This window comes from Hathewaya massiliensis (genome assembly GCF_902143515.1).
In the GTDB taxonomy this organism is placed as follows: Bacteria; Bacillota; Clostridia; order Clostridiales; family Clostridiaceae; genus Hathewaya; species Hathewaya massiliensis.
The window spans coordinates 62632-76406 of record NZ_CABFVD010000007.1 but is presented as its reverse complement, the minus strand read 5'-3'; the positions used below and the strand labels follow the sequence as shown (position 1 = coordinate 76406).

The following is a 13775-nucleotide window of genomic DNA, read 5'->3' as shown; positions in this document are numbered from 1 at the left end:
TAAGGAGACGTTTTAATGGAGTATTATGCTAAATACAATTCACCTATTGGAGAAATATATATTGTCGTTAATAGTGAAGGTGTTAAAAGGATAGAGCTTTCAGAAGAGGGTTTTAAAGAATATTTGGGTACATCTTATATTAAAGAGGATATGACAGCGTGTATGTATGTTATAGAGCAATTGGATGAATATTTTAAGGGGACAAGAAGAGTTTTTGATTTACCTATGAGTATAGAGGGCACAGAGTTTAGAAAAAAAGTTTGGAATATTTTAATGAAAATTCCTTATGGAGAGACAAGATCTTATGCAGGCATTGCAGAGAGTATTGGCAATCCTAAGGCAGTACGTGCTGTTGGAGGCGCTAATAGAAACAATCCTATCCCCATAATAATTCCATGCCATAGAGTTATAGGTAAAAATGGAGATTTAGTAGGGTATTGTGGAGATAAAACCTACATTAAAAGGAGTCTTTTGGAGATAGAGCATATAAAAATTTAATAAAAATTATAATTTCTTCTGAAAATATATTATAATTTGATTGAATATTTGATATTATAAATAATATAAGTAATTAGACTTTTTACACTATATATTGATAATTTTTGACAAATATTATATTTTAAAAATATGATAGGGATATAGAAAGTTTTATAAAATATTATTTAAAGGAGAAATTTAATGAAAGATTATGTTATAATGACAGACTCCTGTTGTGACTTGCCTAAGGAATATATAGAAAAAAATAACATTCCCTATGTAAGTTTAACTTGTAGTTTTATGGGCAAAGAATATGTAGATGATTTGGGAGAGAGTTTAAACTATAAGGATTTTTATCAGGGAATGAACAATGGGGAAATTCCTAAAACTTCTCAGCCTAGCCCAGATGATTATTCTAAAATATTTAAACAAATTTTAAATGAAAATAAAGACGTATTATATATTTGTGTATCTACTGGCTTAAGTGGTACATTTAATTGTGCCAATATAGCAAAAAATATGGTTCTTGAAGAATATCCTGAAGGAAGAATAGAGATAGTAGATGTTCTAACTGCCTCAATGGGACAAGGACTTTTAGTTATGAATGCTATGGAAATGAAATCTCAGGGGAAGTCAATTGATGACATTATTAAATATTTAGAAGAGAATAAATTTAATTTAAATACTTATATTACAGTAGATGATCTTAATCATTTGAAAAGGGGAGGAAGAATTTCTTCAGCAGCCGCACTATTTGGAATGGTTCTGCATATAAAACCTATTCTTACATTAAATGATGAAGGTAAAGTGCTTCCTGTAATAAAGGTAAAAGGAAGAAAAAGTGCTTTAAATAAGCTAGCTAAATTGGTGGCTGAAAAAATAGAAAATTCCGAAGAACAAATTATAGCTATTTCTCATGGAGATGCATTAGATGAGGCTGAAAAGTTAAAGGAACTTATTTTAAAAGAGGTTAAGGTTAAAGATGTGGTTATAAATCATATAGGACCTGTGGTAGGTACTTTTGGAGGCCCTGGAGCACTTGCAGTGTTTTTCTTAGGAATGCATAGGCAAAACCATGTTATAGAAGTTAATAAGTAATATAAAAAAGCAAGAGGATAAACCCTTCTTGCTTTTTTATGTTAAAACATTATTTAATTATTCTAATCTTTTCTCTATTATTTTTTCTGAAATCTTCCAGAGTAGCATCATTGTAATAATAGATATCCCTACAACTATTGTTATAATTGGAACATAGGATTTTGGAAATAGTGATATACTAAAAGCTCTTCTAAATAAGGGTACTAAGAAGGATAAAGCTAATAATACTATCATAGAAATTACTATGGATAATCTATATTTATTTAGTGGTATTGAGACTTTTATAAGTATAAAAAGACTTAATAAAGTAAAAATCATAAGAGAAATACTTCTACATTGTATTAAAGTAGCGCCCCTATAATATGCTATTAAAAACATAATTGTAGTGCTAATTCCGATTACAATACCATTTGGAATAGCATATCTTAATACTCTTCTTAAAAACCCACCCTTAATAATGTCTTTATTTTCTTCTAAAGCCAAGAAAAATGAAGGCATACCAATAGTTAGTGAACCAGCAAAGGTAAGCTGGATTGGAAGTAAGGGAAAAGGTTTTAGAATAAGAGCAAACATTAGGGCTAGAAGTATAGAATATACTGTTTTAGATAAAAATAGTTCAGAAACCTTTTCTAAATTATTTATTAATTTTCTTCCTTCTGCTACTACATGAGGAAGTGCTGAAAAATCTGATTTTAATAATACTAATTGAGCAACGGCTTTTGTGGCATCAGATCCTGAGGCCATGGCAATACCGCAATCGGATTCTTTTAAGGCTAATATATCATTAACCCCATCGCCAGTCATAGCAACAGTATGATTATTTTCCTTAAGACCTTTTATAATTTTTCTTTTTTCATATGGAGAGACTCTTCCAAATACTGTTGTGTTTTCTATGGCATTTAGAAATTCTTCTTCTTCTTGTGGAAGATTTTTAGCATCTATGTAATTTTCGGCTCCTTTAACACCTGCCTTTTTAGCTATGGTAGACACGGTTAGAGGGTTATCGCCGGAAATTATTTTTAGGGAAACTCCTTCCTCAGTAAAGTACTTAACTGTTTCTTCAGCATTATCTCTTATAATATCTTCTATGAGAACTAGGCATGCATTTTCAATAGAGCCCTTTAGATGTTCATCTATTTTGTTTCCATTAAACTTAGCTAAAAGCAACACTCTCTGACCTTTTAAAGCTGCATTATCTACCTCTTTTGAGATTTCTTCATAGTTATATTTTAAAATAAACTCAGGAGCTCCAAGAATCCAAGTTCCTTCATTTTCAAATTCTATAGCTTCCCATTTTCTAAGTGAGGAAAATGGGATTTTGTTTTTTATAGCTAAGTTAGGACTTGTAGGATATTTATCTAATATAGCTTTTTGAGTTTGACTTATTCTGGCAGATTCATGAACTATAGCTGATAATATTTTCTCAATATAATCTAAAGCATAGTTATTCAAAGGCTTTAAACTGTTTAATCTTAAATCACCCTTAGTTAGAGTCCCAGTTTTATCTAAACATAAAACATCTACTCTTGCCAGTACTTCTGTTGCAGGTAGTTCTTGGATTAGGGTATCCCATTTTGATAAACGAATAATTGCTATTATAAAGGTAGAACTGGTAAGTAGCACTAATCCTTCAGGAATCATACCTATTATTCCTGAAACAGAACCTAAAATAGCATCTTGCCAAGTTTTATTTCCAAAAAATAATTGTGTAAAAGTAAGTAGTATTCCTATAGGTATTATAAAATATAATGCAATTCTAAATATTTTATTTATAGAATGTTGTAGTTTTGAATTTATAATTTTAAACTTTCTAGCTTCATCTACAAGTTGTGAAGAATATGTATTACCACCTACTTTAATAACCTTAGCATAACAATTACCTGATACTACAAAACTTCCAGATAACAGCTTATCACCTTGTTTTTTCAAAATAGAGTCTATCTCCCCAGTCAAAAGAGCTTCATTTACCTCAATAGTGTTACCAGGAAGAACTTCACAATCTACTAAAATTTGATCTCCAGAATTTAAAATTATAATATCATCTAATACAATTTTTTCAGCATCTATTTTTTTTATATCCTTATTTCTTAGTATTGTTACATTATTTTCTTTTATAAGAGATAAGTTTTCTAAGGTTTTCTTTGCTTTAAGCTCCTGAAAAATGCCGATTATAGAATTGCTTATAATTACTATGGCAAAAATGGCATCCTTAGGAGAACCAGCAATAAATACTGCAATAGCTAAAACTGCATTTATAAAGTTAAAGCCAGTAAATAAATTAGCTTTAATTATTTCTATCAATGTACGAGAAGGAGGTTTAGGTATAATATTAACTTTTCCATCTTTTATTCTTATATTAATTTCTTCTTCTGTAAGTCCTTTTATATTTGAATTTATTTCATTCATTTTCATATCTTATCCCCTTTCTACATACAATTATAAACTTAATTTATTAAATTAATCTTAAAAATAAAAAAATAATTCATAATAAAAACTTAATAAATACTATATATTAATGTTGTGTTCTAAAGGGATTTAATATGCATTTTCAACCTATTCTATTGTCTTTAATAGTAATAAGTTTAGATAAAAGTCTATAACTACGAAAAAAACCTCCAACTGAATGTGGAAGTTTTTTTGTAATCTATTTTTCATTTTTAAATTTTTGATTTTTTAAGGTAGGATAAACTTTTGGGAAATAAACTTTATCATAGACAGACATAGTTCTATTACTCCAATTTACATTCTTTTCTCTACCTATATTTTCAAAATAAGATTCCATTATATTATCATATTCATCAATAAGATTTGGAAGTTTTTCTTTATTATAAACCTCATTATGTCTAAAAGCTTCTTTTGAAATTCTTGGTTTTTTATCTGATCTTTCTGAAGGGTATCCAACACATAAACCAACTAGGGGATAAGTGTATTCTGGTAAATTTAAGAGAGTTATCATCTCTTCAGGACTTTTTCGTATACCACCTATTGGGACTGTACCAAGGCCTAAGGATTCAGCAGCTGTTATTACATTTTGCATTGCAAGTCCAGCATCAACAGAGGCTACCATTATAGATTCTACACTATCAGTAATAACTAGTTCCTTTTGAACCTTTTCACCTGCAATTTTCGCTCTATAAAAGTCTGCAACAAAGACTAAAAACAAAGGAGCAGCTTCTATCCAAGGTTGATTTCCTGATAATTCAGATATTTTTTTACGTTTTTCTTTGTCTTTAACAACTATTACACTTAATTGCTGTCCATTAATAGAGTTTGGAGCTGCTTGTGCTACTTCTATTAATGTATCTATTATTTCTTCAGAAACTTCTTTATCTAAATAGCTTCTAATAGATCTGTGATCTTTCATTACTTCCACAACTTTATTCATTTTACTTATCATCTCCTAAAAATTTATTTTAAATATGTTAGATTTAAAATAAGAATTTCTTAGTTAGTATAATATAAGTTTTATTATATTATACTTTAATAAATATTATTAAAAAACAATGTTTATATATTATACTATAAATCATATATGTAAAAATATCAAGATCGAAATGAAATTATTTCCAATAGGCATGGTTTCTGTATAGCTTTCGTGATAAATTAAAAACTAAATAAAACAGTTGGATATATTCAGAGTTTATGATAAAATTTCTATGACTTGTATTATGAAAATAAATATTAAACAATAGTGATAATTGGAGGGGAAAAATGAAATCCATATTTAAAAATTATAAGTTTTCTATAATTTTATTATTTTCCATAATTATAGGGGGAATTATGGGGATAACCTTAGGACCTAAGGTTATAGTAGTCAAGCCTCTAGGTGATTTATTTTTAAATTTAATGTTTATGATTATTGTACCTATGGTGTTTTTTAGTGTTTCTTCAGCTATAGCTAATATGAGCAATGTTAAAAGACTTGGAAAGATTATGAGAAATGTATTTTTAGTATTTGCTTTTACAGCATTATTATCTTCTATTTTGGCATTAGTAGCTTGTTTATTTGTAAGTCCTACAAAAGGAATTGATTATAAAGCAATAGAAAGTGTAATCTCAAAGGGTGCTGAATCACTAGAAAAAACAAAGAAACTGGGTGTATTAGAACATATTACGAATACTCTTACTGTAGGCGATTTTTCAGAACTTTTAAGCAAGAAAAGTATGTTGCAACTTATTGTATTTTCTATATTACTTGGAACATCTACTACATTAATTGGAGATAAGGGAGAGCCATTTAAAAAATTCCTATACTCTGGTTCTGAAGTAATGATGAAAATGGTGGGTATAATTATGTATTATGCTCCGATAGGACTTGGATGTTATTTTGCTAATGTAATTGGAGAGCTTGGACCTCAAATATTGCAGGGCTTTTTAAGATCATTTATTCTTTATGTAGTTTTAACGGTTATATATTATTTTGCTTTCTTTACATTATATGCTTTCTTAGCTGGGGGAAAAAATGGGATAAGAGTTTTTTGGAAGAATGCTTTAATGCCATCTGTTACAGCTCTAGCTACCTGTTCTAGTGCAGCTAGCATACCAGTTAACCTAAAGGCTACAAAAGATATGGGGGTTGTAGATGATATAGCTGAAACTGTTATACCTCTAGGTGCTAACATTCATAAGGATGGATCTGTTATAGGTGGTGTTTTAAAAATAATCTTCTTATTCGGTATTTTTGGAAGAGATATAAAAGGATTTAGTACTATATTAAGTATTATAGTTGTTTCTTTCCTTGTTGGAGCTGTAATGGGAGCTATACCTGGCGGAGGTGTTATGGGAGAGATGCTGATTATAAGTGTGTATGGATTTCCACCAGAAGCACTACCTATGATTGTCATAATAGGAACCATAATAGATGCACCAGCAACACTATTAAACTCCACAGGCAATACTGTATGTGCTATGCTAGTGCAAAGAATAGTAGAAGGTAAAAGTGTTGAAAAAATAAATATATAATTATTAAATTTTATTAAAGGTAGAGAGGAGGGTTAGTTTCTCCTTTCTGCTCATTTTTTTTATGGAGTATTCTCTCTTTTGAGCAGATATTTTATCTTCATATTCTTCAAAATATACAAGGTTTACAGGGAGCCTAGCCCTTGTATATTTTGCACCTTTTCCCCTAGAATGAGTTTCTATTCGCTTTTGTAAATTGTTTGTCCATCCTGTATATAAAGTATCATCAGAGCATTTTAGTATATATACATAACACATTTTTCTGTCACCTTTCTTTAACATATATTAATATGTACTGTTTGTATATAATTATAACAAAGTAATTTGTACAAGACATATACATATTTTAAAAAGTAGTATATTATTAATATAAGATAAGGAACTATTTTAGTTAATGGGGAGGGATAACGTGAGCGAACTTAAATGTTTAAGATGTAATACTAAAATGGAATATTTAAAGGAATATAGATTTGATTCTCAAGACAATAATAGAGGGATTTTAGGAGCATTTTTTGATGTTGAAGAACAACTAATATTTAAAGTATATGTTTGTCCTCGATGTGGTCATAGTGAATTTTTCTATATGGGTGCTAAAAAGGGTTTAGATGGATGGAACGATTGGTAAACACTCCATATTAGGTTAGGTAATATAATAGTATTATTTTTGCTTAGGAGGAGAAAATGCTTAAATTAAAATCTATAGAAGAGATAAATTTTTTTATAAAAGAAAATAAATTTGTTATATTATATTTTTCTTCGCAAACATGCGGAGTTTGCAAAGAACTTCTTCCTAAAATAGAAACTTTATTAAAAAATTTTCCTAAAATTAAGGCAAGGGAAATTGAAATTGAAAAATTACTAGCTGCAAGTGGAGAATATAGTGTATTTACTCTTCCTTGTGTACTTGCATTTATTAATGGAAAAGAGGTTATAAGAGAAGCTAGGTTTATAAGTGTTAAGGATTTAAAAGAAAAAATAGAAAGAATATATGAATATGTATAAAGTTTGTATATTTAAATTTATATTAAAAGAATAATAGTAAGCTTTAGAGCTTACTATTATTCTTTATTTTATAGGGGAATATATAAGTTATTTTAATTTAAGTTTTATATTTTCATATAATTCTTCTGCCGTATCTCCAACTATCATATCTGAATCAATTATAGCATAAAAGTTTGCCATACAGTCACCACAATGTCCAAGACAGGATTCTTTATATATTGTAACATTGCTAAATTCTAATTCTAATTTTTCTATTATAGGTTCTAATCCCTTACTAATATTATTTTCACAAAAGAAAACTTCTTTCATTTAAATTCCTCCTAAGTTAGTAATAAAATATTATTTAATATTAAACGAAATTTACTATTAAATAATAACATTTATCATCACTAAAATCAATCCCTTTTAAAGTAAAAAGTTATCAATATAGTATCATATTTTTTAAAATAAAGTAATATTATTATATTGATATTTTTATATTCACATTATAATATTAAGATCTAAAATGTTAAATATTATTATTGAAGCATATACTTACATAGAAAGCTTAATGAGCGTATATAAACTACATTAGGTGATTCTCAATTATTAATATATTGTTAATATAATGCTAAAATAGTTGAATATAAGAAATATAGTAATATAATCTTTGGTAACATAATGTTTCTTAAATAAATAATAGGGGTGATTTTATGGGCTTTAAAGATATGATTGAAAAAAATACAAAAGAAACAATTGTTAAGACAGGGTTAAGTTTACTTGAAAAAAATCCTGAAAAAAATGTAGACAAGTTATTTGAAATTTTAAAAAAAGGTATAAAAGATGATTTTACTAGAGAGGGAATCAACAGTGTAGAGGCATATTATAAAGAAATACCTTCTATTCAAGAATACGTACAAGATATTTTAAAAAATACAAACACCAATTCTCTTAAAAGTTTTTTTGCTAATTTTGTTGGTAATGCAATATGGTATGGAGTTCCGAAGAGGGAAAAGGAAGGAGAAAAGTTTAATACAAAGATACCTTTTACTATTTTAATAAGCCCATCAATGAGATGTAATCTAAGATGTAAAGGATGCTATGCCGCTAATTACAGTAAAGAAGATGATATACCTTACGAAGAATTAGACAGAATAATTAAGGAAGCAAGAAACCTTGGTATATATTATATAGTTGTTTTAGGAGGAGAACCATTTTTTAATGACTCTATGCTAAAGATATATAAGAAATATAATGATATGTTTTTCACACCTTTTACCAATGGGACCTTGTTTAATAAATCATTGGTAGATAAATTAGCTAAACTAGGTAATGTAATGCCAATGTTTTCACTAGAGGGATTTAAAAAGGAAACGGATACACGTAGATCTGATGGAGTATTTGAATCTGTAATGAATGGGATGGACTTATTAAAAGAAAAAGGTATACCTTTTGGCGTTTCTTCAGCTACAAGTAGGTATAACATAGATACTGTAACTTCTGAAAAATTTATTGATATGATAATTGACAAAGGGGCTAGGATGATTTGGTACTTTATGTTTATGCCTGTTGGGGACAATCCTAAGAGTGAAATGGACTTTATGTTGAGCCCAGAACAACGTTTGAAATTGGGGGAGAAGACTAGAACCATAAGGACTACTAAGAAAATATTTTCAATAGATTTTTTCAATGATGCACCATATGTTGGAGGTTGTATAGCTGGTAAGTATTATTGCCATATAAACTCTAAGGAAGATGTGGAACCATGTATTTTTTCTCACTTTGCTACAGATAATATAAAAGGAAAACCAATTGTAGAAGCTTTTCAATCGCCTTATTTTAAAGAATTGAGAAAAAGACAACCTTATAATCATAATTTATTAATGCCTTGTCCAATGATAGATAATCCTAAAGAGATTAGAGAAATTGTGAAGGTAACTGGAGCAAAGGCAACACATCCAAGTGCAGATTTAATGGTGACTGATAAAGAGTTTATGGAGAAATTAGATAAGTTATCAGAAGAGTTTAAGCCTTATGCAGAAAAAGCATATAAAGAGGAGTTTAATAATACAGGAAATTATGAAATGTCTAGGGGATAAATAAAAGAGGGTTTACCCTCTTTTATTGTTATAAAAAGTAGTATAATAATATTAGATTAACTTAACTTTTTTAGTTTTTATTTTACTAAGATTTACAACATAAAATTCATTTAAATCTAGAAGTTATTTTATTAAGTGGAGGTTTTAAAAATGGACAGAGAAAGCCTAATCAATATGGATAATTTTATGTTTCTAAGTATAGTAAATATGAAACTTAGGGATCAGTATTCAAACCTAGAAGACCTGTCCTATGATTTGGATTTAAGTGAGGAAGAAATTTTAAAAAAGCTAAAAAATATAGGATATAAATATGATGAGGGGAAAAATCAATTCATAGGGGTATAAATATATATTATAAAGTGTTATTCATATAGTAGTTTATAAATATTTTTAGTAGTCCTATACAGGTATAATTATATATATTTACAATAGAAGTTTATTTTTGCATTTATACTATCTATTAGACATATAGTGATTAAAGTTTTATAATAGACCTTGTTGAAAGGAATAAGGCTCCTTGGTCAAGTGGTTAAGACACCACCCTCTCACGGTGGTAACAGGGGTTCGAGTCCCCTAGGAGTCACCATAAAAAGAACTAGATGCTAATTTAAGTATCTAGTTCTTTTTATTAATATTAATCTAGTTATATTTAAATCTAAAATATTTTAAGTATGAAATTCCTTATTTCAAGAAATTTATAAATAAGGTTATTATTATAGAGTTTGCAAAATCCACAAAGAATGCACCTACAATTGGGAGAATAAAAAATGCTCTAGGAGCAGGCCCATATTTTTCAACTAAAGCTTCCATGTTTGCCATACCGTTTGGAGTAGCTCCCATACCAAATCCACAGAACCCAGAAGATAGTACTGCTGCATCATAGTCTCTACCACAAAGTTTAAATGAAATAAAATAAGAAAAAATAAACATTAAAAGGACTTGTGCTATAAGTATAATGATTATAGGTAGTGCTAAGTCTTTTAATTCCCATAGTTTTAAGTTTATTAAAGCCATTGATAGAAAAATATTAAGACCAATTTTGCCTAAAATATCAGTACATTTTTCATTAATACTCCATTTCCCTGTGAACTCACCTAAATTTAAAATCAAGGAAGCTACAATCATGGTAGTAATATATGATGGAAAGGTTAATCCCTTATTAGATAAATAAAGTTCAATTACAGACCCAGTACTTATTGAAATCATAATTATAAGAAGCATTCTAAAAATTTCTTCATATGATATGTTCTCATTTTTATTAGTGCTTATGATTTCAGCCTCATGTTCTGATTGTTTTAGCTTATTTTTTATTATGAGTTTTCTTGCAATAGGACCTCCAATCATACTACCAGTTATAAGTCCAAATGTGGCAGAAGCCATTGCAGCAGTAGTTGCTCCTTTGAAATTATAACTTTTTTCAAATAGGGCACCAAAAGCTGCCCCAGTACCATGACCACCAACCATTGTAATAGAGCTGGATATTAACCCAAGAAAGGGATGGGTATTTAATAACTTTGCAATAGTAACCCCCATGAGGTTTTGGCAAATTATTAATATAACTGAAATTAAAAAGAAGATAATTACATGTTTTCCTCCCTTTTTAATTAATTTTACACTAGCTGATAAGCCTATGGTTGTAAAAAAAACCATCATGAAGGGCTTTTGAAGAGTAGTATCTAAATTTATTTGCATTAGATTACTTTCTTTCAAAAATAAGTTTAATAATGCAAATATTATCCCACCTACTACAGGTGCAGGAATGCAGAATTTATCGATAATTCTGATTTTAGTTTTAATAAAATTCCCTAAATAGTACACTAAAATTGCAATTGTCATTGTTTGAAGCATATCTAAGTTAATTTTCATTTGATCCCACCTAAACATTTAAATTAAGATATTGAATTAAATTATATAAAATTCTCTTTTTTATGTCAATATATTTATAGCTTAATACATATATCAAATAAAGTTTTTGCAAATTTATATTTTAATTAGTATTTTTATAAGAAAAAATGGAGATTTATATTATGTGGGTTTATTAATAACTGTCTTAATATAAATAGGTTATAATCCTATACTTTTTAAGTAGGAAATAATTTATATTTAAAAGTTTATTTTAAGCTATAAGGTAGACAAATAATTGAAATGGAAATATACTATGTTTATATGAAAATTACCTATAAATAAAGGTTGGTGACTTATTTTGAGTAAGGTTGTAGTAATTGGTGGAGGACCAGCTGGAATCATGGCTGCCATATTAGCAAGTAAGAATCATTCTGTTACTTTAGTTGAAAAAAACGAAAAGCTTGGAAAGAAATTATTTATAACTGGTAAGGGTAGATGCAATGTAACTAATAATATAGATATATCAGAGTTTTTTGATCATATTCCTAGAAACCCTAATTTTTTATATAGTTCTTTTTATACTTTTACTAATGAAGATACAAAATCTCTTTTTGAGAAATCTGGTGTTAAGTTAAAAGTCGAAAGAGGAGATAGAATCTTTCCTGAGAGTGATAAATCTTCTGATATAATTAAGGTTTTAGAAAATAAATTGATTGAACATAATGTTAATATTTTATTAAACAAAAAAGTAGTTAATATTAAAAATGAAAATGACACAATAAAATATATAGAGTTTGAAGATGGATCGAATTTAAAAGGAGACCATTTTATTTTATGTACAGGAGGAGCTTCATATCCACAAACAGGTTCAACAGGTGAGGGATATAAATTTTGCGATAAATTAGGTCATACCATTGAAAAAATCAAGCCTTCTCTTGTTCCAATGGAAACAGAAGAAACTTGGATTAAGGAGCTTCAAGGTCTTTCATTAAAAAATGTTGAAGTAAAATTTAAGCATAAGAATAAAGTTCTATATAAAGATTTTGGTGAGATGTTATTTACTCATTTTGGAGTATCAGGACCACTTATATTAAGTGCTAGTGCTAAAATAGATGAAAAACTAACCAAAGAAGGATTAAGTCTTTTTATTAATTTAAAGCCTGCTTTAGAGTTAAATGAACTAGATAAAAGAATTCAAAAGGATTTTCAAAAATATCTAAATAAGGATTTTAAAAATGCTTTAAATGATTTATTGCCGAATAAACTTATAGATATTGTAATTAAACTTTCAGAAATAGATCCAAATAAAAAAGTTAATCTTATTACAAAGGAAGAGAGAAAAAGGCTTTTAAATATATTAACTAGTTTGGAACTTCATATTAAGAAGTATAGACCTATAGCAGAAGCTATTATAACTGCAGGTGGTATTTCTACAAAAGAAATAGATTCTTCCACTATGAAATCTAAAAAGATCAAAAATCTATCTTTTGCAGGTGAAGTAATTGATATTCATGGGTATACAGGTGGATATAATCTTCAAATAGCCTTTTCTACAGGATATTTAGCAGGAATTAGTATATAGCTTATATTAAAGGAATTTTAAAATAGATATAGAATATAAATTATATACTAAGAAGAAAGGCGTGAAGAAATTGAAATATAATATTGCTATAGATGGACCTGCTGGTGCAGGTAAAAGTACTATTGCAAAATTACTTGCAAAGAAACTAGGTCTTATATATGTAAATACTGGCTCTATGTATAGGGCTATAGCTTATATTGCACTTAAAAATAATATAAGTGAGAAAGAGGATATGGCTTTAGATAAATTAATAGATAGCTTAGATATGCATTTTAATGAGGATAACTTAATCTTAAATGGAATTGATATCGAGGATGAAATAAGGTCTCCTTATATAAGTAATAATGTTTCTAAATATGCAGCTAATAGAATTGTTAGAAAGAAACTTGTAACTTTGCAACAAAAAATTGCTGCTAATTATAATGTGGTAATGGATGGAAGAGATATAGGAACAGTTGTTTTAAAAGATGCACCATATAAATTTTTTCTTACAGCTTCTGCCTATGAAAGAGCAACTAGAAGGTATAAAGAGTTAAAGGATAAAAATATTGATATTGAATTTAATAGTATATTAGATGAGATAATTAGAAGAGATGAATATGATTCAAATAGAGAAGTTGATCCTCTAAAGAAAGCAGAAGATGCTTTTCTTATAGATTCTACAGGAAAAACTATAGAAGAAGTTATAAATGGAATGATAGAACATATTAATCCTTCTAAATAAGGAGGCTATA

The 13775-nt window shown here is 28.1% G+C and carries 14 protein-coding genes and 1 tRNA gene; 10 read left to right on the top strand and 5 right to left on the bottom strand.

The window, feature by feature from the left end:
- Positions 1–15: 15 nt before the first annotated feature.
- Positions 16–498 (top strand): methylated-DNA--[protein]-cysteine S-methyltransferase, encoded by a 483-nt coding sequence (locus tag FNZ64_RS12425; protein ID WP_142415331.1) that lies wholly within the window; start codon positions 16–18, stop codon positions 496–498.
- 180 nt (positions 499–678) lie between these two features.
- Positions 679–1575, top strand: coding sequence for a DegV family protein (locus tag FNZ64_RS12420; protein WP_142415330.1), 897 nt, complete (start codon positions 679–681; stop codon positions 1573–1575).
- 57 nt (positions 1576–1632) lie between these two features.
- On the opposite strand, the gene FNZ64_RS12415 is transcribed toward FNZ64_RS12420, so the two are convergent.
- Positions 1633–3981, bottom strand: coding sequence for a cation-translocating P-type ATPase (locus FNZ64_RS12415; RefSeq protein WP_142415481.1), 2349 nt, complete (start codon positions 3979–3981; stop codon positions 1633–1635).
- Between the two features lie 238 nt (positions 3982–4219).
- Positions 4220–4960: an NADPH-dependent oxidoreductase gene (locus FNZ64_RS12410; RefSeq protein ID WP_142415329.1), complete on the bottom strand. Its 741-nt coding sequence runs from the start codon at positions 4958–4960 to the stop codon at positions 4220–4222.
- Positions 4961–5286: 326 nt separating this feature from the next.
- On the opposite strand from FNZ64_RS12410, the gene FNZ64_RS12405 reads away from it, so the two are divergent.
- Positions 5287–6537 (top strand): dicarboxylate/amino acid:cation symporter, encoded by a 1251-nt coding sequence (locus FNZ64_RS12405; RefSeq protein WP_142415328.1) that lies wholly within the window; start codon positions 5287–5289, stop codon positions 6535–6537.
- 3 nt (positions 6538–6540) lie between these two features.
- Here FNZ64_RS12405 and FNZ64_RS12400 read toward each other — a convergent pair whose 3' ends face one another.
- Complete coding sequence (locus FNZ64_RS12400; protein ID WP_142415480.1) at positions 6541–6792, bottom strand: GIY-YIG nuclease family protein; 252 nt, start codon at positions 6790–6792, stop codon at positions 6541–6543.
- 151 nt (positions 6793–6943) lie between these two features.
- Here FNZ64_RS12400 and FNZ64_RS12395 point away from each other — a divergent pair, with 151 nt between their 5' ends.
- A complete protein-coding gene (locus tag FNZ64_RS12395) occupies positions 6944–7159 on the top strand; it encodes a zinc ribbon domain-containing protein (protein ID WP_243129270.1) in 216 nt (71 codons plus the stop codon).
- 56 nt (positions 7160–7215) lie between these two features.
- Positions 7216–7536, top strand: a complete 321-nt coding sequence (locus FNZ64_RS12390) for a thioredoxin family protein (protein ID WP_142415326.1) — start codon at positions 7216–7218, stop codon at positions 7534–7536.
- An 87-nt stretch (positions 7537–7623) separates the two neighbouring features.
- Here the strand turns inward: FNZ64_RS12390 and FNZ64_RS12385 are convergent, their stop codons facing one another.
- Positions 7624–7845, bottom strand: a complete 222-nt coding sequence (locus FNZ64_RS12385; protein ID WP_142415325.1) for a YuzB family protein — start codon at positions 7843–7845, stop codon at positions 7624–7626.
- Positions 7846–8228: 383 nt separating this feature from the next.
- Here FNZ64_RS12385 and FNZ64_RS12380 point away from each other — a divergent pair, with 383 nt between their 5' ends.
- From FNZ64_RS12380 to FNZ64_RS12370, 3 genes are all read left to right on the top strand, one after another.
- Positions 8229–9614, top strand: a complete 1386-nt coding sequence (locus tag FNZ64_RS12380; RefSeq protein ID WP_142415324.1) for a radical SAM protein — start codon at positions 8229–8231, stop codon at positions 9612–9614.
- 150 nt (positions 9615–9764) lie between these two features.
- Entirely contained in the window at positions 9765–9959 is a 195-nt protein-coding gene (locus FNZ64_RS12375; protein ID WP_142415323.1) for a DUF4250 domain-containing protein, read from the top strand.
- 166 nt (positions 9960–10125) lie between these two features.
- A tRNA-Glu gene (locus FNZ64_RS12370) sits at positions 10126–10200 on the top strand.
- Positions 10201–10295: 95 nt separating this feature from the next.
- On the opposite strand, the gene gltS is transcribed toward FNZ64_RS12370, so the two are convergent.
- Entirely contained in the window at positions 10296–11480 is a 1185-nt protein-coding gene (gene gltS / locus FNZ64_RS12365) for a sodium/glutamate symporter (RefSeq protein ID WP_142415322.1), read from the bottom strand.
- Between the two features lie 337 nt (positions 11481–11817).
- On the opposite strand from gltS, the gene FNZ64_RS12360 reads away from it, so the two are divergent.
- Both FNZ64_RS12360 and cmk read left to right on the top strand, forming a co-directional pair.
- Complete coding sequence (locus FNZ64_RS12360) at positions 11818–13041, top strand: BaiN/RdsA family NAD(P)/FAD-dependent oxidoreductase (RefSeq protein WP_142415321.1); 1224 nt, start codon at positions 11818–11820, stop codon at positions 13039–13041.
- Positions 13042–13111: 70 nt separating this feature from the next.
- The gene (gene cmk, locus FNZ64_RS12355; protein WP_142415320.1) at positions 13112–13765 is read left to right on the top strand and encodes a (d)CMP kinase; all 654 of its coding nucleotides are present in this window, start codon (positions 13112–13114) and stop codon (positions 13763–13765) included.
- Positions 13766–13775 lie beyond the last annotated feature (10 nt).

What these genes read in the sequence shown, in the direction of transcription:
- FNZ64_RS12425 (WP_142415331.1), top strand. Translation starts at nt 16, where the DNA reads ATGGAGTATTATGCTAAATACAATTCACCTATTGGAGAAATATATATT.
- FNZ64_RS12420 (WP_142415330.1), top strand. Translation starts at nt 679, where the DNA reads ATGAAAGATTATGTTATAATGACAGACTCCTGTTGTGACTTGCCTAAG.
- FNZ64_RS12415 (WP_142415481.1), bottom strand. Translation starts at nt 3,981, where the DNA reads ATGAATGAAATAAATTCAAATATAAAAGGACTTACAGAAGAAGAAATT.
- FNZ64_RS12410 (WP_142415329.1), bottom strand. Translation starts at nt 4,960, where the DNA reads ATGAATAAAGTTGTGGAAGTAATGAAAGATCACAGATCTATTAGAAGC.
- FNZ64_RS12405 (WP_142415328.1), top strand. Translation starts at nt 5,287, where the DNA reads ATGAAATCCATATTTAAAAATTATAAGTTTTCTATAATTTTATTATTT.
- FNZ64_RS12400 (WP_142415480.1), bottom strand. Translation starts at nt 6,792, where the DNA reads ATGTGTTATGTATATATACTAAAATGCTCTGATGATACTTTATATACA.
- FNZ64_RS12390 (WP_142415326.1), top strand. Translation starts at nt 7,216, where the DNA reads ATGCTTAAATTAAAATCTATAGAAGAGATAAATTTTTTTATAAAAGAA.
- FNZ64_RS12385 (WP_142415325.1), bottom strand. Translation starts at nt 7,845, where the DNA reads ATGAAAGAAGTTTTCTTTTGTGAAAATAATATTAGTAAGGGATTAGAA.
- FNZ64_RS12380 (WP_142415324.1), top strand. Translation starts at nt 8,229, where the DNA reads ATGGGCTTTAAAGATATGATTGAAAAAAATACAAAAGAAACAATTGTT.
- FNZ64_RS12375 (WP_142415323.1), top strand. Translation starts at nt 9,765, where the DNA reads ATGGACAGAGAAAGCCTAATCAATATGGATAATTTTATGTTTCTAAGT.
- gltS (WP_142415322.1), bottom strand. Translation starts at nt 11,480, where the DNA reads ATGAAAATTAACTTAGATATGCTTCAAACAATGACAATTGCAATTTTA.